17 protein-coding genes are annotated in these 20,631 nt (G+C 64.6%); 8 read left to right on the forward strand and 9 right to left on the reverse strand.

All coding sequences use genetic code 11. From position 1 onward, the window contains the following. Positions 1-55: 55 nt before the first annotated feature. Positions 56-1,615, reverse strand: a complete 1,560-nt coding sequence (locus BSE24067_RS01440) for a 3-hydroxyacyl-CoA dehydrogenase (RefSeq protein ID WP_151065711.1) — start codon at positions 1,613-1,615, stop codon at positions 56-58. Positions 1,616-1,675: 60 nt separating this feature from the next. Then, positions 1,676-2,152, reverse strand: a complete 477-nt coding sequence (locus BSE24067_RS01445; protein ID WP_208455050.1) for a hypothetical protein — start codon at positions 2,150-2,152, stop codon at positions 1,676-1,678. Positions 2,153-2,164: 12 nt separating this feature from the next. Between BSE24067_RS01445 and BSE24067_RS01450 the strand changes: the two genes are divergently transcribed. Then, positions 2,165-3,253, forward strand: a complete 1,089-nt coding sequence (locus BSE24067_RS01450) for a calcium:cation antiporter (RefSeq protein WP_151065712.1) — start codon at positions 2,165-2,167, stop codon at positions 3,251-3,253. Between the two features lie 134 nt (positions 3,254-3,387). Here the strand turns inward: BSE24067_RS01450 and BSE24067_RS01455 are convergent, their stop codons facing one another. Together BSE24067_RS01455 and BSE24067_RS01460 are read right to left on the reverse strand one after the other, a co-directional pair. Beyond that, positions 3,388-4,296: a LysR family transcriptional regulator gene (locus BSE24067_RS01455; protein ID WP_151065713.1), complete on the reverse strand. Its 909-nt coding sequence runs from the start codon at positions 4,294-4,296 to the stop codon at positions 3,388-3,390. A 49-nt stretch (positions 4,297-4,345) separates the two neighbouring features. Beyond that, positions 4,346-5,314, reverse strand: a complete 969-nt coding sequence (locus tag BSE24067_RS01460; protein WP_151065714.1) for a LysR family transcriptional regulator — start codon at positions 5,312-5,314, stop codon at positions 4,346-4,348. A 361-nt stretch (positions 5,315-5,675) separates the two neighbouring features. On the opposite strand from BSE24067_RS01460, the gene BSE24067_RS01465 reads away from it, so the two are divergent. From BSE24067_RS01465 to BSE24067_RS01480, 4 genes are all read left to right on the forward strand, one after another. Continuing rightward, the gene (locus BSE24067_RS01465) at positions 5,676-6,851 is read left to right on the forward strand and encodes an HPP family protein (protein WP_151065715.1); all 1,176 of its coding nucleotides are present in this window, start codon (positions 5,676-5,678) and stop codon (positions 6,849-6,851) included. Between the two features lie 117 nt (positions 6,852-6,968). After that, positions 6,969-7,382, forward strand: a complete 414-nt coding sequence (locus tag BSE24067_RS01470) for a MarR family winged helix-turn-helix transcriptional regulator (protein ID WP_151065716.1) — start codon at positions 6,969-6,971, stop codon at positions 7,380-7,382. A gap of 30 nt (positions 7,383-7,412) precedes the next feature. Further along, positions 7,413-9,200, forward strand: a complete 1,788-nt coding sequence (locus BSE24067_RS01475) for a chloride channel protein (protein WP_151065717.1) — start codon at positions 7,413-7,415, stop codon at positions 9,198-9,200. A 516-nt stretch (positions 9,201-9,716) separates the two neighbouring features. Then, positions 9,717-10,049, forward strand: coding sequence for a hypothetical protein (locus BSE24067_RS01480; protein ID WP_174904677.1), 333 nt, complete (start codon positions 9,717-9,719; stop codon positions 10,047-10,049). Between the two features lie 83 nt (positions 10,050-10,132). Here the strand turns inward: BSE24067_RS01480 and ppnP are convergent, their stop codons facing one another. Beyond that, positions 10,133-10,453: a pyrimidine/purine nucleoside phosphorylase gene (gene ppnP / locus BSE24067_RS01485; protein WP_006478890.1), complete on the reverse strand. Its 321-nt coding sequence runs from the start codon at positions 10,451-10,453 to the stop codon at positions 10,133-10,135. A 189-nt stretch (positions 10,454-10,642) separates the two neighbouring features. Beyond that, positions 10,643-11,545, reverse strand: coding sequence for a LysR substrate-binding domain-containing protein (locus BSE24067_RS01490; RefSeq protein ID WP_151065718.1), 903 nt, complete (start codon positions 11,543-11,545; stop codon positions 10,643-10,645). A gap of 189 nt (positions 11,546-11,734) precedes the next feature. Between BSE24067_RS01490 and BSE24067_RS01495 the strand changes: the two genes are divergently transcribed. The 3 genes from BSE24067_RS01495 (at position 11,735) to tssF (ending at position 16,762) form a co-directional block, all read left to right on the forward strand. After that, a complete protein-coding gene (locus BSE24067_RS01495) occupies positions 11,735-12,919 on the forward strand; it encodes a M20 aminoacylase family protein (protein ID WP_151065719.1) in 1,185 nt (394 codons plus the stop codon). Positions 12,920-12,961: 42 nt separating this feature from the next. Beyond that, positions 12,962-14,287, forward strand: a complete 1,326-nt coding sequence (locus tag BSE24067_RS01500) for an MFS transporter (protein WP_151065720.1) — start codon at positions 12,962-12,964, stop codon at positions 14,285-14,287. 678 nt (positions 14,288-14,965) lie between these two features. Next, positions 14,966-16,762: a type VI secretion system baseplate subunit TssF gene (gene tssF, locus BSE24067_RS01505; RefSeq protein WP_151065721.1), complete on the forward strand. Its 1,797-nt coding sequence runs from the start codon at positions 14,966-14,968 to the stop codon at positions 16,760-16,762. A gap of 2 nt (positions 16,763-16,764) precedes the next feature. Here the strand turns inward: tssF and BSE24067_RS01510 are convergent, their stop codons facing one another. Genes BSE24067_RS01510 through BSE24067_RS01520 form a run of 3 tightly spaced genes read right to left on the reverse strand, consistent with a single transcriptional unit; the run spans position 16,765 to position 20,580 of the window. Next, on the reverse strand, positions 16,765-17,016 hold the full coding sequence (locus BSE24067_RS01510) for a PAAR domain-containing protein (RefSeq protein WP_151065722.1): 252 nt from the start codon (positions 17,014-17,016) through the stop codon (positions 16,765-16,767). Between the two features lie 33 nt (positions 17,017-17,049). Further along, complete coding sequence (locus BSE24067_RS01515) at positions 17,050-17,625, reverse strand: lysozyme inhibitor LprI family protein (RefSeq protein ID WP_151065723.1); 576 nt, start codon at positions 17,623-17,625, stop codon at positions 17,050-17,052. A 3-nt stretch (positions 17,626-17,628) separates the two neighbouring features. After that, the gene (locus BSE24067_RS01520; protein WP_151065724.1) at positions 17,629-20,580 is read right to left on the reverse strand and encodes a pesticin C-terminus-like muramidase; all 2,952 of its coding nucleotides are present in this window, start codon (positions 20,578-20,580) and stop codon (positions 17,629-17,631) included. Positions 20,581-20,631: the final 51 nt, after the last annotated feature.

Raw genomic sequence — 20,631 nt, forward strand, 5'->3', positions numbered from 1 at the left:
GGTGCTCCTCCAGTGGAGTGATGTCGGTGTCGTATTCGAGGTGACGGCGCGGCGGCTACGACCGGAACGTGCGGCCCGCCGCGTGCAGCGCGGCGATGCGCGGCGACACGCGATAGCGGTCCTCGCCGTAGCTCGCCGCGAGGTTCGACAGCACGCGATGCACGTAGCCGATGCCGATCGCATCGGCCCACGCGAGCGGGCCGCACGGATAGTTCACGCCCTTCTCCATCGCGAGATCGAGATCGGCGGGCGAGCACACGCCCTGGTTCACCGTGTCGGCCGCCTCGTTCGCGAGCATCGCGACGGTACGCATCGCGACCATGCCCGGCACGTCGGCGATCCCGACGACGCGGAAACCCGCTTGCTGGAACAGGCCGACCGCGTCCGCGTACGCGGCGTCGCTGCACTGGAGCGCGCGCGTCAGCGCGACCAGCCCGGCCTGCGCGTAGTCGCGCGCCAGATCGACGAGCACGAGGTCGGCGACGCCGGTTTGCGCGGCACGCACCGTCGCGGTGCGGCCGTCGGTCAGCGCGATCGATGCACGGCCGGCCACGGCGAGCAGTTCGTCCGCCGGCACGCCGTTGTGCCGCGCGTTCGCGATGCGTTCGACGAAGCGCGCATGCAGCGCGGCGGCAGGGCCGCCGGGCGCGAACAGCGCGACGTCGGCCGGCGCGGCGCGCGGTGCTTCGAGTTCCGGCGCGGGCGGCGGCGCCGCACCGTCCGCATACGAATAGAAGCCGCGCCCCGACTTGCGCCCGAGGAAGCCCGCGTTCACGAGCTCCTGCTGGATCAGCGACGGCGTGTAGCGCGGATCGTTGAAGTACGCGCGGAACACCGATTCAGTGACCGCAAAGTTCACGTCGTGGCCGATCAGGTCCATCAGCTCGAACGGTCCCATCCGGAAGCCGCCGGCTTCGCGCATCACCGCGTCGATCGACGCAGGCGCGCCGCCCTGCTCGTTCAGCACGCGCAGCGCCTCCGCGTAGTACGGCCGCGCGACGCGGTTGACGATGAACCCCGGCGTCGATTTCGCCATCACCGGGCGCTTGCCCCACGCGGCGGCCGTGTCGTACAGCACGTGCGCGACGTCCGGCGCGGTCGCGAGCCCGCTGACCACCTCGACGAGCGCCATCAGCGGCGCCGGATTGAAGAAATGCAGGCCCGCCACGCGCTGCGGCGCGCGCAGCCCGGCCGCGATCGACGTGATCGAGATCGACGACGTGTTGGTCGCAAGCACGCAGTCGTCGCCGACATGGCGTTCGAGTGTCGCGAAGATCTCGCGCTTCACGTCGAGCCGTTCGGCCGCCGCTTCGACGATCAACGCGGCGCCGGCGAAATCGGCCAGCGCGCGCACCGCGCGAATCCGGCCGCCCGCGGCGTCCGCGTGCGCCGGCTCCATCCGGCCTTTCTCCGCGAGCCGCGCGAACTGCGCGCGGATGCCGGCCAGCGCTTTGTCGCACGCGGCTTCGTTCAGGTCGTAAAGCAGCACCGGATGACCGGCCGCCGCCGCGACCTGCGCGATACCTGCGCCCATCGCGCCGGCGCCGATCACGCCAACGACCGCCGACGGCGCCAGCGCGCCCGAATTCACCGAATGTGCAGAAGAAACAGCCATCGCTTGCGATCCGTCATCAAGTGGAAGTGCGAGCGATTATAAACCGACCGGTCGGTAGATTTATGTCAGGGCGAGCCCGAATTTGTCGTGCAAGAGACCGTTACGGAAGCTGCAAAGATAAAAAATTGAAAGCCTACGGCACTTTCCGCGAACCGAAAGGTCAATGAAAGCATTCGAAATGAGATAGCGACCCCGGAACGCCTGATAAAATTCGGCAAATCGCCGGATTTCAAGGGGAAAACCGCGTGTCACGCCGCCGCCGTTCATCGTCCGCGCCCTGTCGGGCCCGTTCGCAATGCCCGGCCGGGTCGTCGCCGCGGGCCAGCGCGTTCCGCGCGGCGCCCCGTCACATCGAACAGTTCCGTCCCGCGGCGCGCCGCCGCGGCCCGCCCGCGCCCGTCGGCGCCTCACGGCGGCGAACGCCAGGCAGCGCTGCTCCGCGCTGCCGCCCATCAGCATCAAATCGTCCTCGTTCGGCGGAATTTCCGGCCGGGCTTCGTCAACCCGTGACGGCGCGTCGCGCGCCGCCACTCGCATAGGAAACCGTCCATGCCGATCTCCTCCAACCAGCTCCCGCGCTGGACTCTGTGGGCCCCGCTTGCCGCATGGCTGGTACTCGCGCTGTCGCGCGTCGCGCCGGCCGAAGGCCTCGTCATCGCACTGTTCGCCGCCGCGCTCGCCGGCGCCGTGTTCGCCGGCGTGCACCATGCGGAAGTCGTCGCGCACCGCGTCGGCGAACCGTTCGGCACGCTCGTGCTCGCGGTCGCCGTGACCGTCATCGAGGTCGCGCTGATCGTGTCGGTGATGCTCGGCGCGGGCCCCGAAAAATCGGGCCTCGCGCGCGACACCGTGTTCGCGGCCGTGATGATCATCTGCAACGGGATCGTCGGTCTCTGCCTGCTCGTCGGTGCGTGGAAGCACGGCGAACAGGACTTCCAGGGGCGCGGCGCGAGCAAGGCGCTCGCGGTGCTCGCGTCGCTGTCGGTGTTGTCGCTCGTGATGCCGAACTACCTGAGCGCCGCACCGGGCCCGTTCTTTTCGAAATCCCAGCTCGCGTTCGCCGGCGTCGCATCGCTCGTGCTGTACGGCGCGTTCGTGTTCGTGCAGACCGTGCGCCATCGCGACTACTTCCTCGCCGCGCACGACAGCGCCAATGAAGCGGTCCATGCGGCGGCACCGAGCAACCGCACCGCGATCGTCAGCATGGTCCTGCTGTTCGCGAGTCTGGTCGCGGTCGTGCTGCTCGCGAAGCTGCTGTCGCCGGCCGTCGAGCACGCGGTAATGAAGCTCGGCGCGCCCGAGGCGGCGGTCGGCATCGTGATCGCCGCGCTCGTGCTGCTCCCCGAAGGGCTCGCGGCCGTCACCGCCGCGCGCGCGAATCGCTTGCAGACCAGCATGAATCTCGCACTCGGGTCGGCGCTCGCGAGTATCGGGCTCACGATCCCGACGGTCGCGGCCGTGTTCATCTGGGTCGGCCAGCCGCTGACGCTCGGCATCGGCCCGATGGAAACCGTGCTGCTTGCGCTGACGCTGCTCGTCAGCACGCTGACGCTCAGCCAGGGCCGCACGACGGTGCTGCACGGCGTCGTGCATCTGGCGCTGTTCGCGGCCTATCTGTTCCTGTCGGTCACGCATTGACGCTGAACGGCGCGGGCGCGGCGGGCCCGCTCGGCAGCGTCCCGCGCCAGTGAAAGCGCACACGCGCCACACGCAGTCAGCACGGCACGCGCGCCAGCGCCCGATCGACGAATGCGGCCGGCGCGCTTCATGTCCTAAACGACGCCGCCCTCCGCCCCTTCCGTCAGGAACCGTTCGACCATCGCGTTGAACACCGGCAGCGCCGGGTTGTCGTTGTCGGCCCGCCATGCGAGATACAGCTCGGCGGCCACGTCAACGCCCGCGAGCGGCCGGAACACGACGCCATCGACATGCAGTTCGCGCGCCGACGCCGGCACCAGCGCCGCGCCGAGCCCCGCGCGCACGAGGCCGAGAATCGTATGCGTCTGCCCGACGTAATGCAGATAGTTCGGCAGCCGCCCGGCGCTCGCGAACATCCCCGAGATCATGTCGTGGAAATACTTCCCCTCGTTCGGCGAATACGCGATGAACGGCTGCCGGTCGAGCTCGTCGGGCCCGATTCGTTCGTACGCCGCGAGCGGCGCGCCCTGCGCGACCGCGACGAGCATCGGCTCGCGCTGTACGAGCCGGTATTCGAGCGGATGGCGCGCGGCGCGCTGGCGCACGAAGCCCGCATCGAGCATGCGCGACGCGAGCGCGTCGATCTGCACGGTCGACACCATTTCGCGCAGCTCGACGTCGACGTCCGGCAGCGCATGCGCCGCATGCGCGAGCAGCACCGGAATCATCCGGTACGCGCTGACGGCCGTGAAGCCGAGCGTGATGCGGCCGGCCCGGCCGTGCGCGACGCGTTGTGCGGCCTGCTCGGCCCGCGCGGAAAACTCCAGGATATGGCGCGCGTCGCGCAGGAAGCGCTCGCCGGCCGCGGTCAGCCGGACCTGCCGGCTGCTGCGTTCGAGCAGCGCGATGCCGAGCGCATGTTCGAGCAGCTGGATCTGGCGGCTCAGCGGCGGCTGCGTCATGAAGAGCCGCTTGGCCGCGCGACCGAAATGCAGCTCCTCGGCCACCGCGACGAAGCAGCGAAGCTGGTTCAGTTCGATCATTCAATTCCTGGATCGATCGATGGTCTTTCGATGTTAGACCAACATCGAATCACGCGCGCTGGCGACGCGCCGGCGACTGTTCGAGCGCGAGCCGGTCGAGTTCGCGCAGATCGTTCTCCAGCGCAGGCGTGAGCGTCGTGCGCAGATGGTCGAGAAACGTACGGATCTTCGCGTCGAGATAGCGGCGCGTCGCATAAACCGCATACACGCTGACCGTCTGCAGCCGGTACTCGGGCAGCACGCGGATCAGCCGCCCTTCTCGGATGTCGTCGAGCACCGTGTACAGCGCGACGCACGCGATTCCGCGCCCGGCCCGCACCGCGACGCACAGCGCATCCGGCACGTTGACCTGGAACGGCGCCGGCTGCAGTTCGTAGACGGTCTCCTCGCCGTCGCCGCGCTCGAGCCGCCATTCGCTCGCCGGCGACGCCGGCGTGTCGAGGCGCAGGCACACGTGGTTCGGCAGGTCGTCCGGCGTCTTCGGCGTGCCGTGCCGCGCGAGGTACTCGCGCGACGCGACGAGCACGCTGCAGCTCGTGCCGCAGGTCTGCGCGACATAACCGGAATCGGGTAATTGCGACGCGGTCACGATCGACACGTCGTAGCCTTCCTCGACGAGGTTCGGCATCCGCTGCGCGAGCGTCAGGTCGACCGACACGTCCGGATTGTCTTCCTGATAGCGCACGATCGACGACACGACATGACTCTGCCCGAGCCCCGTCATCGCGTGGATGCGCATCTTGCCGCTCGGCCGCAGCAGCGCGTTGCGCGCCTCGGCGTTCGCGTAGTCGATCTCGGCGAGAATCGATTTCGCGCGCTCGAAGTAGCGCTCGCCGCTTTCGGTGAGCCCGAGGTGCCGCGTCGTGCGATGCAGCAGGCGCGTCTGTACGTGGGCTTCGAGATTCGATACCGCGCGCGACACCTGCGCGGTGGTCGCGTCGATTTCTTTCGCGACCGCGGTAAAACTGCCGGCTTCGACAACGCGCACGAACAGGCGCATGTTTTCGAGCATGTCCATTGGATTGGCTGGGGGAGTGTCGGTGAGGAAACGTCGGCGGCGCTCGCTTCAGACGGGAATCGGCGCGGGCGCGCGAGCCACGCGCACGCAGTCACCTTGCCGGAGAACAGGCGGAAGAGCGGGCATCGCTTGCGTGGTGGCGGCATATCGGGAAATGGGGTGGCCGAATTGTACGCCGCTGCAGACGAATCTGCGCGCTGCATGGCTTCCACGCGCGCATCCGATGAAAGGTTTCTGCAAGATCGACGCGATGCGCGCACGCAACGCGTTGATGCGGCGCGGCAATTTGTATCACAACACGATATAATTCCGCCTTTCTTGCGCGGCGCCATCCGCGCCGTCCTTTTTCTGCTTACCGTCCATGTCGTCAGGCTCCTCCCCGTCGCGCCGCACGCTCCGGCAATGGCTGCACAGCTTCATTCCCCACCCGATGACGCTCGGCTGGCGCGAGCGCATGCGCTCGTGCATGGGCGCGCTCGTCGGCATCGCGACGGTCGGCGTGACGATGCGATTGCTGCCCGGCGTGCCGGGCCTCGTGCCGCTGCTCGTCGCGCCGATGGGCGCATCGGCCGTGCTGCTGTTCGCGGTGCCGGCCAGCCCGCTCGCGCAGCCGTGGTCGATCATCGGCGGGAATCTGGTCGCGGCGACCGTCGGCGTTGCGTGCGCACACTGGATCGCCGATCCGATCACGGCCGCCGCGGTCGCGGTCGCCCTCGCGATCGGCGGCATGTTCGCGTTGCGCTGCGTGCACCCGCCGTCGGGCGCGGTCGCGCTGACGGCGGTGCTCGGCGGCCCGGCGATCCATGCGCTCGGCTTCGGTTTCGTGGTGGAGCCGATCGCGCTGCAATCGGCGATCCTGCTGTCGGCCGCGCTCGTGTACCACGCGCTGACGGGTCACCGCTATCCGCACGGCGGCGTGCGTCCGGACGCGAAGCCGCAGGGCGGCAGCGCCGCACCGGCGCGCGGCGGCTTCACGCGCGCCGATCTGGACGCGGTGCTGAAGCGCCGCGGCGAATGGCTCGACGTCGATCCGGACGACCTCGAAATGCTGCTGCGTGAAACCGAAATGCAAGCGTATGCGCGCACGTTCGGCCAGCTCACGTGCGCGGATCTGATGACGAAGAATGCGATCGACGTCGCGCCGTCGACGTCGGTGACGGCCGCGCTGACGCTGCTCGACCGCCATCGCGTGAAAGCGCTGCCCGTCGTCGACGGCGACGATCGCCTGATCGGCATCGTCACGCGCGCGGATCTCACGCGCCCGCTGCGCCGCCCGGCCCCGCTGTGGCAGCGGCTGTCGGCGCGGCTGCCGCAGGCGCTTGGCGGTCAACCCGCCAGCGTTGCCACCGTGATGACGCGCGACGTCGCGTGCGTGCCGCAGACGATGCCGATCACCGCGCTCGTGCCGCTGTTTACGCATTCGGGCCACCACCATATTCCGGTGGTCGATTCGTCGCGCCGCCTGGTCGGGATCATCACGCAGACGGATCTCGTCACGGGCCTGTACCGGCAGACGCAGATGCTCGAGGCCGCATAGCGCCGGCGAACAGCACGCGACGAACAGAAAAATGCAGTTTTTCCGCCGAAGAACGGCCATTTATATCATGCCGTGATATATTCCGCGCTATCGAAACCGACTGTCCGACCGACCACGATGACCGATACCCGCCGCGCGCTCAACAAAAGCGATTTCCAGCAACTGTCCGAGTTCCGCTACCAGATGCGCCGCTTCGAGCGCTTCTCCGAACGCGCCGCGCAAAGCGAAGGCGTGACGCCGCTGCAATACCTGCTGCTGCTGCACATCAAGGGCTACCCGCATCGCGAATGGGCCACCGTCGGCGAACTGGCCGAGCGCCTGCAGGCGCAGCACCACGGCGTCGTCGCGCTGGTGACGCGTTGCGAGGCGCTCGGGCTCGTGAAGCGCAGGACGAGCGAAGCAGATCGCCGGCAGGTCGAAGTGCATCTCGAAGAGGCCGGCGAAACGCTGCTCGCGCGGCTCGCGGCCATGCATCGCGCGGAACTGAAATCGCTGAAGGGCACGTTCCAGGTTCCGCAGATCGATTACTGACCCCCACTTTACCGACCTTTTCTCGCACCGATGAACGCTCCGCACAAACGCGATTTCTCGACCAACGAACGCCTGCCCAGGATCGCGTTGCTGGCTGCCGTGATCGGCGTGCTCAGCACGCTGGCGGCGTTCGTGCTGTTGAGCCTGATTCACCTGTTTACGAACCTGTTCTTCTTCCAGCAGTTTTCGTTCGCCGATCGCTCGCCCGCCAACAACACGCTCGGCGCGTGGGCGATCGCCGTGCCGGTGATCGGCGGCCTGATCGTCGGGCTGATGGCGCGCTTCGGTTCGGAGAAGATTCGCGGCCACGGCATTCCCGAAGCGATCGAGGCGATCCTGTTCGGCAAGAGCCGGATGTCGCCGAAGGTCGCGGTGCTCAAGCCGCTGTCATCCGGCGTCGTGATCGGCAGCGGCGGCCCGTTCGGCGCCGAAGGGCCGATCATCATGACGGGCGGCGCGCTCGGCTCGCTGATCGCGCAATGCGTGCACGTGACCGCCGCCGAGCGCAAGACGCTGCTCGTCGCGGGCGCGGCCGCCGGCATGACGGCCGTGTTCGGCACGCCCGTCGCCGCGGTGCTGCTCGCCGTCGAACTGCTGCTGTTCGAATGGCGCCCGCGCAGTTTCCTGCCGGTCGCGCTCGCATGCGCGGTGGCCGGGTTCGCGCGCGCCGTGTTCTTCGGCGTGGAGCCGCTGTTCCCGCTGACCACCGCGTCGCCGACGCCCGTCGCGCTGCTGTCGTGCGTCGTCGCGGGCCTGTTGTCGGGCGCGCTCGCATGCGGCCTGTCGGCTGCGCTGTACCGCATCGAGGACGGCTTCGCGAAGCTGCCGGTGCACTGGATGTGGTGGCCGGCGCTGGGCGCGATCGTGATCGGCGTCGGCGGCTGGCTCGAGCCGCGCGCGCTGGGCGTCGGCTACGACGTGATCGGCGATCTGCTGCACCAGCATATCGCGCTGAAGATCGCGCTCGCGCTGCTGATCGTGAAGGCCGTGATGTGGGTGATCGCGCTCGGCTCCGGCACGTCGGGCGGCGTGCTCGCCCCGTTGCTGATGCTCGGCGCGGGCCTCGGCACCGTGCTGTCGCCCGTGCTGCCCGGCGGCGATCCGACGCTGTGGCCGCTCGTCTGCATGGCAGCGACGCTCGGCGCGACCCTCGGTGCGCCGCTGACCGCGATCGTGTTCGCGTTCGGCCTCACGCACGACGCGAACGCGCTGCTGCCGCTGCTCGCCGCGACGCTCGTCGCGCACGGCTTCGCGACGATCGTGATGAAGCGCTCGATCATGACGGAAAAGATCGCGCGCCGCGGTTATCACATCTACCGCGAATACGGCGTCGATCCGCTCGAACGGCACGACGTCGCCGAAGTGATGACGTCCGCCGGCGCGCTCGTCTCGATCGACGGCGCCATGACGCTCGATACCGTGGAGTCGCAATACTTCGGCGCGAAGCAGACGCATCGTGCGTATCCGGTCGTGCAGAACGGCCGCCTGCTCGGCCTCGTCGATCGCGCGACGCTCGACGCGCACCGCGCGCAGGCGGGCCTCGGCGCGACGCTCGCGAGCGCGTTCGCCGATCGCGTGCCGGCCGTCGCGCAGGCACACGAAACGTGCCGCGTAGTCGCATCGCGGCTCGCGGTGCTCGGCCTCGAGCGTCTGCCGGTCGTCGACGATCCGCAATCGCTGCGCATCATCGGCATCGTGTCGCGCAGCGATCTGATCAAGCCCGCGCTCCAGCACTTCGACGACGAACAGAAGCGCGAACGCTTCCGCCCGATCGTGCCGATCAATCTTCGCGATCGCGCCAACCGCAACGTCGGCTGACCGTGGCAGCGCGCGCGGCGCGCTCGTCGCGCATCGGCTCCCACGCATTCCGCTCCTTCCGAAACGGCGCGCACGTCGCGCGCCGTTTCGCATTCCTGCGCTTTCGGCGTTTAAACTTCGTTGACAATTCACCGAACGAAAGTTTGTCATCATGGTGCTCATGCGACGGGGCCACCATTCAGCCATTCCGAGTCGTCATCCAACAAGAAACGCCGCGGCGCGACATGCAGACAATGCAGCACGCCGAGGCCGTCGATCCACCACACTCACGGACAAGCGAGCCGGCCGTACGGCGCATGACGTCGTAGTCGTAGCCGCGTCCGCGCATCGACGCAGGCCGTACGCGACTCATGCCGCAATGCAACAGAACGGACAGCATCCGGATTGTCGTTTGGCAAGCGCGTTAACAACTTGTTTCGGAATCGTCGGAACCGCCTCTGTCGAATGCAATCTCACAGGCAGCAGCTTTTCGCTGCGCATCCCACTCAATCAATCACGACTCGAGGGAGATAAAACGTGAACGTGAAATACTTACCGCTCATCGCATTGACCGTGGCAATTTCTGCGCATGCTGCCGATCCGGCCGTGCAGAACGTGGGACAAAGCCAGAAATCCGCTCAGGACGTCTCGGCCTGCATCGCGAAGACATGGGCCGACAAGTCGCAGCAACAGGTGATTTCGCAGAACGTGCTCGCCAACGGTCTCGCGACCGACGTGTACGCGCCGGGCCAGCAACCGCCGAACGGCGCGGCTGCGATGGTTCGCCCGTCGTGGAAGCCGGGCGCGAAGACGTGGGTCGGCGTGCGCGGCGACGCCGCTTCGGCCGGCGACATCAACGCCTGCCTGTAAGCGCCGCGCCGGACGGCATTGCGCCGTCCGCATGCGACGAGCCCCGCTTCGGCGGGGCTTTTTGTTGTCAGCGCACTCCGCGCTTACAGATAGCTGCAGACGTAGTCGAGCGTCTCGAGCACTTCGATGTCGAAGCGGCTCTTGCCCGGCACCGAGAACGACTCGCCCGCGCCGTAGGTCTGCCATTCGCTGCTGCCGTCGAGCTTCACGCGGCACTTGCCGGCCTGCACTTCCATCAATTCGGGCGCGTCCGTGCCGAAGTTGAGCGCGCACGGCAGGATCACGCCAAGCGTCTTGCGCGTGCCGTCCGGGAAGAGCACGGTATGCGACACGCACTTGCCGTCGAAATAGACGTTCGCGCGCTTGACGACCGATACGTTGTCGAATTGGGTTGCACTGGTCATGTGATGCCTCTGATTGCTGGATGCCGGATGGCGTATGGTTGGAAGCCGGCCGGGGCGGCAGGCCGGCCGTTATGATACCGGCTCGCGGCGAGCGCGCCGAAGTGCGTGCCGCACGCATGACTCGCCGAAGGTGCATGTCGGGTAGTCAGGATGACGATTCGATCCATCACATGCGCCGGCCTGCATGGCTCATCCCAACCCTTTGCGCCGCGCGGAATCGCGCAGGCAGTCGAGCAGCATCGCCGCGGCGGGCGTGAGCGGACTGTCGCGGCGCGTGATCACCTGCACCGATACGGCCGGCAGCCGCTCACGAATCGGCAGCACCGCGAGCTTGTCGCGCGCCCACTCGCCGTGCAGCAGTTGCTCGGGCATCGACGCGATCAGGTCGCAGCCCGTCATCAGGCTGTGCGCGAGCCCGAAGCTCGGACATTCGACGACCCGCTGCGGCACCGGCAATCCATACGCGACGAACGAATTGAACAGCACCTGCGTCGAGCTTTCCGGCGACGGATTCATCAGCCAGTCGGCGTCGACGAGATCGGCCAGCGACGTGGCCTGCGCGAGCGGATGTCCGTTGCGCGCGACGATCAGCGACCGGCTCGCATACAGTTCCGCGTGATCGAATTCGGCCGCCAGCAGCTCGGGCACGACGACGGCCACCGCGAAGTCGAGCGAACCGTCATGCAGCCGCGGCAGCGCGACACCCGGAAACCCTTCGATCAGATTGACGCGCGCGACCGGAAAGCGCCGCCGGAACGCGCGGAACGCATCGGGCAGAATCGTCACCGCGGCGGCCGGCGTGATCGCCGCGGCGACCGAGCCCGTCATCGCGCCCTGCGCCTGCTCGATGTCGTCACGCGCCCGCTGCATCTCCGCGACGATCAACCGCGCCCTGACCTGCAACTGCTGCCCGAACGCGGTGAGCTGCACGCCGCGTGCGGTACGCACCACGAGCGACACGCCGAGCGCGAGCTCCAGTTCCTTGACTGCTTTCGTCAACGCCGCAGGCGACACGTTCAGGCGCCGCGCGGCCGCGCGGATGCTCCCTTCTTCCGCGACGGTGACGAACGCTTTCAGCTGATGGTATTTCATGACGGCATGCGTGATTCGTGGATACCCGATGCCCGGCCGCGCGCGGCCGCTCAGGGTATTCCCGAGCGACAACCGGTGGTGAGCACCAAAGCAATTTAGCAGCTTCTGGTACCCGACATAAATTTATATGCTTGGTCGTCATATGCGCGTCAAACGCCCCCCGGTACCACCTGCCCCACTGGAGACACCATGCTGCACGCCGTGAACCCCGTGATCCCCGGCATCGCCGCGATCGCCCCCGACCTGATCGAAGTGCGCCGCCGCATCCATGCGCATCCCGAGCTCGCGTTCGAGGAAACGCTGACGAGCAATCTCGTCGCCGAGCTGCTCGCAGGCTGGGGCTATGAAGTGCATCGCGGCATCGGCAAGACCGGCGTCGTCGGCGTGCTGCGCGAAGGGCAAGGCACGCGCACCGTCGGGCTGCGCGCCGACATGGACGCGCTGCCGCTCGCCGAAACCACCGGCCTGCCGTATGCGAGCCGGCACGCGAACAAGATGCACGCGTGCGGCCACGACGGCCACACGGCGATGCTGCTGTGCGCCGCGCGCCATCTCGCGGCCACGCGCCGGTTCTCCGGCACGCTGAACCTGATCTTCCAGCCGGCCGAGGAGAATTTCGGCGGCGCGAAGGCGATGATGGACGACGGCCTGTTCGACCGCTTTCCGTGCGACGCGATCTTCGCGATCCACAACATGCCGGGCCGCGCCGCCGGCGACATGGCGTTTCGCACCGGCGCCGCGATGGCGTCGGCCGACCGCGTGACGATCACGCTGCGCGGCGTCGGCGGCCACGGCGCGATGCCGCACTTCGCGCGCGATCCGATGTCGGCCGCGGGCAGCATCATGGTCGCGCTGCAGACGATTGTCGCGCGCGAGGTCGACGCGCAGCACGCGGCGGTGATCACCGTCGGCAGCGTGCAGGCCGGCGAGACCTTCAACATCATTCCGGAAACCGTCGTGATGAAGCTGTCGGTGCGCGCGCTGAATGCCGACGTGCGCGCACTGCTCGCGCGCCGCATCGAAGCGCTCGCGAAGGGCCAGGCGGAGAGCTTCGGCGTCACCGCGGACGTGGATTACGACTATGGCTACCCGGTCCTCGTCAACCATCCCGAGCCGACCGCGTTCGCGGCCGACATCGCACGCCAGATGCTCGGCGCGGAGCGCGTCGAGACCGACGCGCCGCCGCTGATGGGCAGCGAGGACTTCGCGTTCATGCTCGAAGCGCGCCCCGGCTGCTATGCGTTCATCGGCAACGGGATCGGCAGCAAGGGCGGCTGCATGGTGCACAACCCCGGCTACGACTTCAACGACGACATCCTCGCGATCGGCGCGAGCTACTGGGTCCGCGTCGCCGAAGCCTGGCTCGCGGCCTGACGGCCCTTCATCACGCAGTTCCGCGCTTAGCAGGGGAACCTCATGGAAACGTCCGCCCTTTCGTTCGCCGGCTCGCCGGCCGATGCCCGCGCCGCCGCGAAGAAACGCCGGCTGATCGCGGCCGCCGCCGTCGGCAACGCGCTCGAGTTCTACGATTTCACGGTCTACAGCTTCTTCGCGATCCTGATCGGCAAGCTGTTCTTTCCGGTGCATTCGTCGTTCGGTCAATTGATGCTCGCGGTCGCGAGCTTCGGCGTCGGCTTCGTCACGCGCCCGCTCGGCGGGCTCGTGATCGGCATGTATGCGGACCGCGCCGGCCGCAAGAAGGCGATGATCCTCACGTTGCTGCTGATGGCGCTCGGCACCGCGACGATCGCGGTCGCGCCGACCTTCGCGCAGATCGGCATCGCCGCGCCGCTGCTGCTCGTGCTCGCGCGACTGCTGCAGGGTTTTGCGTCGGGCGGCGAAGTCGGCGCGTCGACGACGCTGCTGCTCGAACAGGCGCCGCAGCATCGGCGCGGCTTCTACGCGTCTTTCCAGTTCTCGAGCCAGGGGCTCGCCGCGCTCGCGGGCGCGCTGACCGGTGTCGCACTGACGTCGACGCTCACTGCCGCGCAACTCGCAAGCTGGGGCTGGCGCGTGCCGTTCATCATCGGCACGCTGTTCGTGCCGCTGGGTTACTGGCTGCGCCGCACCGTCGACGAAGTGCCGGCCGCCGTGCCCGCCGCCGCACACGCATCCGACGAGAAGGTCGCATCGCTGCCGCTCGCCGACGTGCTGCGTCATCACGGCAAGGCCGTGTTCGCGGGCCTCGGCGTGACGATCGGCGGCACGTCGATCCACTACATCATCGTGTTCTACATGGCGATCTACGGCGTCCAGGTGCTGCATCTGCCGACGTGGCTATCGATGACGGCCGGCTGCGTCGCCGGTGCGATCCTGATGCTCGTGACGCCGATCGGCGGCCTGCTGTCCGACGTGTTCGGCCGCAACCGGATCGTCTGGTGGACGCGCATCGCGCTGATGGCCGCGATCTATCCGGCGTTCATCGCGCTGAACCGCTGGCCGGGCGCCGCGTCGCTGCTGTCGATCATCGCCGCGCTGTCGATCGTGCATGCGATCAACATCGGTGCGACCGGTGCGATGCTCGGCGAGCTGTTCCCGCGGGCGGTGCGGGCGACGGGCGGTGCGCTGGTGTATAGCGTGGGTGTCGCGATCTTCGGCGGTTTCGCGCAGTTCTTCGTCACGTGGCTGATCGCGGCGACAGGCAATCCGAATGCGCCTGCGTGGTATGCGATCGGGTGCGGTGTGCTGACGCTGCTCGCGATCCGCTGCATGGACGAGAAGGCTGGGAAGGCGCTGGATTGAGCGGTGGCCGGTGTGCGGCACGCGAAGCGTCATTGACGTCGCGCGCGCATCGGGCATCATTGATCAATACACGACGCCACGATCACCCTTTCGACGACCACGCGCACCACCGCCTTCGGCGGGCCCGTGCGGCGGGTGCGCGCAAGATCGTAGCGTCACAGATTCCCACAGGCCCCGCCGGTTCCGGACGGGATCCTTTTGCGTTTCCGTCCATACCGGTCACTCTGGAGAACGCGATGTCCGATCCGCTATCTTCAACGCGCACTGTTCTTCAGTGACATGCATGCCGGGATGCTTCATGGTCCCGAACGTCCATACGAAGAGAAACGCGCGCTCGCTGACATCCCCCTACTGATCCTGTCCCGCGTCGGTGGCTGCCGTCCCGACCTTATCTCGACGAGCCGCCCCTCGAAGTTCACACTGCGAAACATATTCCCGCCGAGATTGAGGAACCCTCGGCTGACGCAAAAATCCATCGATATCATTTACTGAATATCAATTGCATGCGAACGTAAGCGGCTTCTTCCCGCCGTCGTGCAGTTGCCGTAACCGCATCAGACTCATCTTTTGGCGTCGGACTATTGGGCTGCAGGAACTCGGAGAATGAAGATTCGACTACGATGACCGTTGGACAATACGACGCACGTCGTGACCTGCAGAGGCCTTACGACGTTGGATATGCACGACAAGCTCCGCGGCTACTATGAACAGGAACTGACGAAGCTGGAGAATCAGTTCGCAACCTTCTCCAACGAGTATCCACGAATTGCCGCCGACCTGCTCTTTACAGGCGGACAGACGGACGACCCACACGTCCAGCGGATGATGCAGGCGTTCGCGTTGATTGCAGCTGAAATCCGGGCCAACCTGCACGACGGCGCACCGAAGTTCACGGAAGCGTTGCTTCATGTCTTGCATCCGCACTATTTGCGACCGTTCCCTTCATGTTCGATCGCTCTCTTCGATTCGATCAAGGAATTCCCGGACAAGCCGACCGTCTTGCCGCGTGGCATGGAACTCACGTCGCGCGGCGGGGAAGTTCGCTTTCGAACCGCTTATGACGTAACGCTTGCGCCGCTCAACATCGCAAACGCTCGATTCTCGCGCAGCACCGTCGCACCGGCACAAGTCACCTTGCCGCCGAACATAACCAGCTTCATTTCCATCACGATTGAGTCGACGGTAGCCACCTCGCCTCTCGGCGCGATTTCGCCCGACACGCTGCGCGTTCATTTCGCTGGAGAACGCCAGACGGTCGTCGCGCTGCTGGATACGGTCCTGCTGCGCGTCCGGGGCGCATATGTGGAAGCCGACGACAGCGGGCGGTGGATGCCAGCTGCGGGGATACCGGTCACACCGGTCGGGTTCGGCCCGGTCGATACGCTGCTGCCACCGTCACAAAATTCGCCGCTGATTCAACCGCTGCTGGAATACGTCGGATTTCCGGACAAGTTCGACTTCGTCGACATTCAATTACGCCGATGTCTTGAACCCGTTCAAACGAACCGCGCACGTCGCGTAACACTACATCTGGCGATTGGAGGCGTACACGCCGATTCGCGCATCGCGCAAGCGCTCACGCCACTCTCGGCGGACAACATCGGACTGTTCTGTACGCCAATCGTGAACCTGTTCAAGCATATGGGCGTCAAGTCGACGCGTGGCGAAATCGTTGCCGATTATCCCGTCGTGCCAAAGCCCAGCCGGCCAGACATTCGCGGTATCTATTCGGTCGATGCAGTTCGCGATCCGTCAGACGGGACCGCTATTCCGCCGCCGAATGCGTGGGGCGTCGGGGCCGGTGAACGGTTCTGGATCACGCGCCACGATCCTTACGCGATAATCCATCACCCCGGACGTGAAACGTCGCTCGTATTGCTACGCGGGGACGGGACAGCGGTGGCGAAAACGCCGCTGCAATTGAGTGCCGACCTCACCTGCACGAATCGCGACTGGCCTTCGTGGATGCGGATCGGCTCCCTCAAGGGTGATCTGAAAAACGAAAACGATCAGGTTCCTTGCAGGATTACGCTGCTGAAACAACCGACGCTGACTTATAGCGCGTCCCGTGAGTCGGAAGCACAGTGGCGCGTGCTCGCGCTGACGACGGCCAACGTGACGCAATTGACACGTGAGGGGTGGCCTGATTTCGTGAAGCTCATGCGCCAGCTTGCGCCAAGCGACCGATGCACCGAACACATTGGCGCGATTTCGTTCGTCAAGCGGAACGTCGTCGAGCGACTACTGGCGATCAAGCCGCATTCGGCCCTTGTGAGAGGCTTCGAAATCGTGATGGCGGCGGATGAGAGCGCGTTCATTGAAAACGGTATCGGCGTGTTGATCCTTCAACTCGACCTATACCTGTCGCGCTACGCTCCCGCCAACAGCTTTACGCAGCTCGTCGTGCTGTCGAAGAACGACGGCTCCGTGATCGTGCGCTGCCCACTGCGGCCAGGCCTCGCGCCACTGTTGTAGCGTTACACGAGGCTCGAAATCAGGTGACAGCCGCACGTAGCCCGATGGCCGTGCCGCGCAATCGGGATGCCGTTGTCCTTCATCGATTCGTCGCCTTCCTCGATGATGTTCGGCGACACTTCCGGATGCAGCGGACACGACACGCGGTCACCTTTGCGCGCGACGTAGCGACCATCGAATTTCATGGTCGATGAGCCTGTTTCGACTTTGCCGCCGTGGTCGGTGTCGTCGCCGATTCGAATCAAATTGATCATCTGTCGAGTGTCAAGGCGAAGTGAAGGACAAAGTCACCAGTTTTTAAAGAAATTAAGTCTAGCAGTACAAGCGTTGCGTTCTTCCTGCAACTTTGCCGCAGTCATCTTGCAATTCAGATCTACATATTTAACCCAATTTGGATTGCTTCCGTCGGGTGTGCTTTTTATCAACTTCGACATCACCTTGGTGGTGTCTCCGTTTTCGTAAAGATTCGCCATGACGGATAGTGACCGCCTAAAATCGTCCATACCGATAGATGATTCTAAGTAGCGAATTTCATTTGTTCGCACCTCTGTTGCCGATGTTAGGCAAGCCCATTTATCGATAGACGCTTCCGCCCCCGGAGAGGTGGCATCAAAAGCTGCATCGCAATATTTCTCTTTATACGCAACCCATGCTCGTTGAGCTGCGATGAGATTTTGCCTCTCCGGAGGAGTGGCTTTTCTTAGAAATTCATTGTAGCTTCCATTTAAAATTTTATCGGCAGCCTCATAATTTCTTTGTGCGCAATTGGTTAACTCCGCGTTGGTTTGACCATCGCAGACCACCTTCGAAAAGGCTACGCTCGAAATAAGCATCAGTGCAAAAAAAACGATATTCTTCGTCACAATCTATCTCCAACAGTCGCAAGTCATACCTTTCTCGAACAGAACTGCCTCTTTCTCTCGCCGTTTGAGTAGACCATCGTTCCCAGTTCCTTCCCACAGTACTTTCATGGCCCGTAACTGCACGGCAACCTCCGGAAGATTCTTATTCTCAATGGCTGCTCTAATGTTCCTCATGTGAGCTCGTGATTTTTGTCCGGGTTTATCCTCAAGTTGAGCCCCTCGATTATAGACTAAGCTGAGCAGCGCTCCTTGGCAATGAGGATGTAATTTTGTAGTGCCCGGGAATGCATCACCGGTAAACTGAGCGTAACGCTTTTTGACCCTCTTAGCCATCTCGAGGGCCTTTGGTTCGGATATTTTTATATCGGCAAAAGATGGAATAAACTTGCTCGCTGCATCCCCTCGTTTTCCGAGTGCGGTTAATAACCGGGTAATCTCATCCTCGGTAAAGAAGCCGTCTAAATCACTGCGAACCATCGCCTCGGTTTGTTGCCCCAAGTCATAGCCGTAACCAATTGTTACGCCACTGGATTGGCTATTTTTTGGAACGTATGGAATTTCACCAAACCCTTCCGAATCGAGGATAAGGTGAAAACCTTCTACGGAGGCATAGAACATGCCCTCTGTGGTGAGAAAGTCCAGCACGTCAGTTTTACATTTTGCGCTACAACCCGTGAAATTCCCGATCAACCCAATCGGATGAAGGTGCCACGGCGAAAGGTCCGTGGGGAAGCCGTCGACGCCCTTGATTTGGTCCCACCACTGAAGCTTCGCGAGCCGATCCAGTTCCGTCTTCCACAACTCGGTCTGCTTCTGCATGAGCGGGGTAAGTTCTTCCCACTTGCTCAGACCGCCGCCCCATTCGGTTTCGTTGCGCACAACAAGATGCGACACCGCTTCGGCCATCCATTGCGTTTCCAGTGCGTGTTTCAGTTCTTGCGCTGTCACCTTCCCGTCGTGGTCCGTATCGATCGCCTGTTCAATCTTCGTGATGAGTTCGCCAGCGTTGACCTTCACCGCTTCCACCGCAAACTCAGTGCCTTCCTCGTCCGGCAAATATTGTTCGGTCGTATGGATATGGCGTTTGAACATGTCGGCCGGGCTGACGCTGCCGTTGTCCACCAATTCGAAACCCGGCCATTCCCACGGACTACGAAGCTGTACGTGAGGGTGATCGGTGTCGCACACCCAGCCAATCAGGCCAGAGCCGTCCTTCGAGCCGACCGTGATGTTCCACCAATGATGGCCCTTGTCGTCGACCGCGACATTGCCCTCACCGAGCTTGTCGAGTTCAGTACGGCGCAACACGTTCCTAAAGTCCGCGCCCGGTCCGCTTGCCTTGGAAACGTCCAGCGGAAAATTCTGCCATCCCGCTACGTTCGCGGTGCTGATCGTGTTCGCCAGACTGCTTTCGACCCACAGCGGGTTGCCGACGGGCGCTAACTTTTGTTGGGCCTTCTGTTTGCCTTTCGCGGGCACATTCGTCACGCTATTGGGCTGCACCTTGATCCAGCGCGAACCCTTTGCATCGCCTATTGGCACGAGCTTCAACCCGGATTGGGTCAGTTTCTGGTCCGGTGCGGGAATTTCGCTGACCAGCTTCGCCCCCGGTTCGATTTCCAGAAGCTGTTTGTTTTTTTCGTTCAGTTCTTTCGCACGCGCACGGCTTCGATCGATGAAGTCCTTCAGGTCCGGCCCCGCGAACACTTCGAGATGCAGCATCGGGTAGTTCGGCTTCGGGGGTATCGGACTGGCCTTCATCGGCCATTGATACTGGCCGACGTGGGCGACGACTTCGCCCGCCTTGATATGCTGCGGCTCCTTCAGGATCACGACCGTATCAAGCGGCTGCGGGTCGACTACGGCGTCCAGTTCCCCCTTGAACACATAGCTCCACTGCGCTTGGGGGGAAACCGGCTTGCCGACTTCGGCAGACAGGACCGTGCCCGATTTGATGGACTTGATCTTGATCCAGTCCGGGTGAGCAGGGTCGCCTTCGCCCGCAATGATTTCGGCCCCAGTCGGCAACACGCCGACAATCTTGCTCTTGCCGTTCGGCAATTCCCGAATGTTCAATCCCGTCTCGGGCGGCGGCAGGGCGACATCCTGATCGGTATCTGCAGGCGGCGGCGCGCTTTCGTTCGTATTGTTGATCGGCAGATCGTCGGCCCCATCGGTGCGCTTCGCAGGCGGAACGGGCGCTTTCGGCTTCGGGATAGCTTGCTTGTCCTTCGCCTTGCTGCCGACCCGATAGTAGCGCTCACCTTCCCAATACGACATCGGCACGGGAAGCGCCGGATCGGGCTTCGGGTTCGATTTAGCCTGTTCGATTGCCTTCTGGTAGCTGGCCCAATCCATCGTGTGCATGTACAGGCTGAAGAACACGAGGGCTTTGTCGTTCGCCGGTTTGCTGTCGGATGGCGCGGGAGCTGCCGGAGCGGACGCGGGTGCAGGCGCGGCGGTGGTCGATGCGGGCGCGGGTGCCGACGCAGGAGCCGATGCGGGGGTCGACGCCGGAGCCGGTTTCGCGGGTTCCTTCGGGGCCGGCTTCGGCGGCAGTTTCAGTTCATGCCGGACCAGTACAAAGCCGGTCGAGAAGTGCGCCAGACTGTTGTTCGGGTACTTCGTTTCCTCGTATTTCGTGTTCAGCCGGTACGCGACGATCTTGCCGTCTGCAATCGCATGTACGCCGCCGTCCAACTTGAGCATTTGCGCACTGCCGTCGTCGAAGTGCACGCCCCCATGCCACATGCCGCTGACGCCCAACGGATAAAAGCCGGTCGCGGACTTCGCCAGCGCCCTGAAATACGTCATCGGGTCGGCCGCGTCGCTCTTGTCTGCGGGCGTGAACGGGTAGGCCCAACTCAGCGGCGTATCGACCGGCTCGGCAGGTTTGGCGGCCGGGTGCGGCGCGGCCGCCGGATGGTGCTTCTTCTTATGGGGCGTTTTGGTCATGATTCCCGACTCGGATTCGGTTTTCAGGATTTCTTATGGTGAAACGATACC

The sequence above is a fragment of the Burkholderia latens genome (assembly GCF_902499045.1).
Taxonomy (GTDB): Bacteria; Pseudomonadota; Gammaproteobacteria; order Burkholderiales; family Burkholderiaceae; genus Burkholderia; species Burkholderia latens.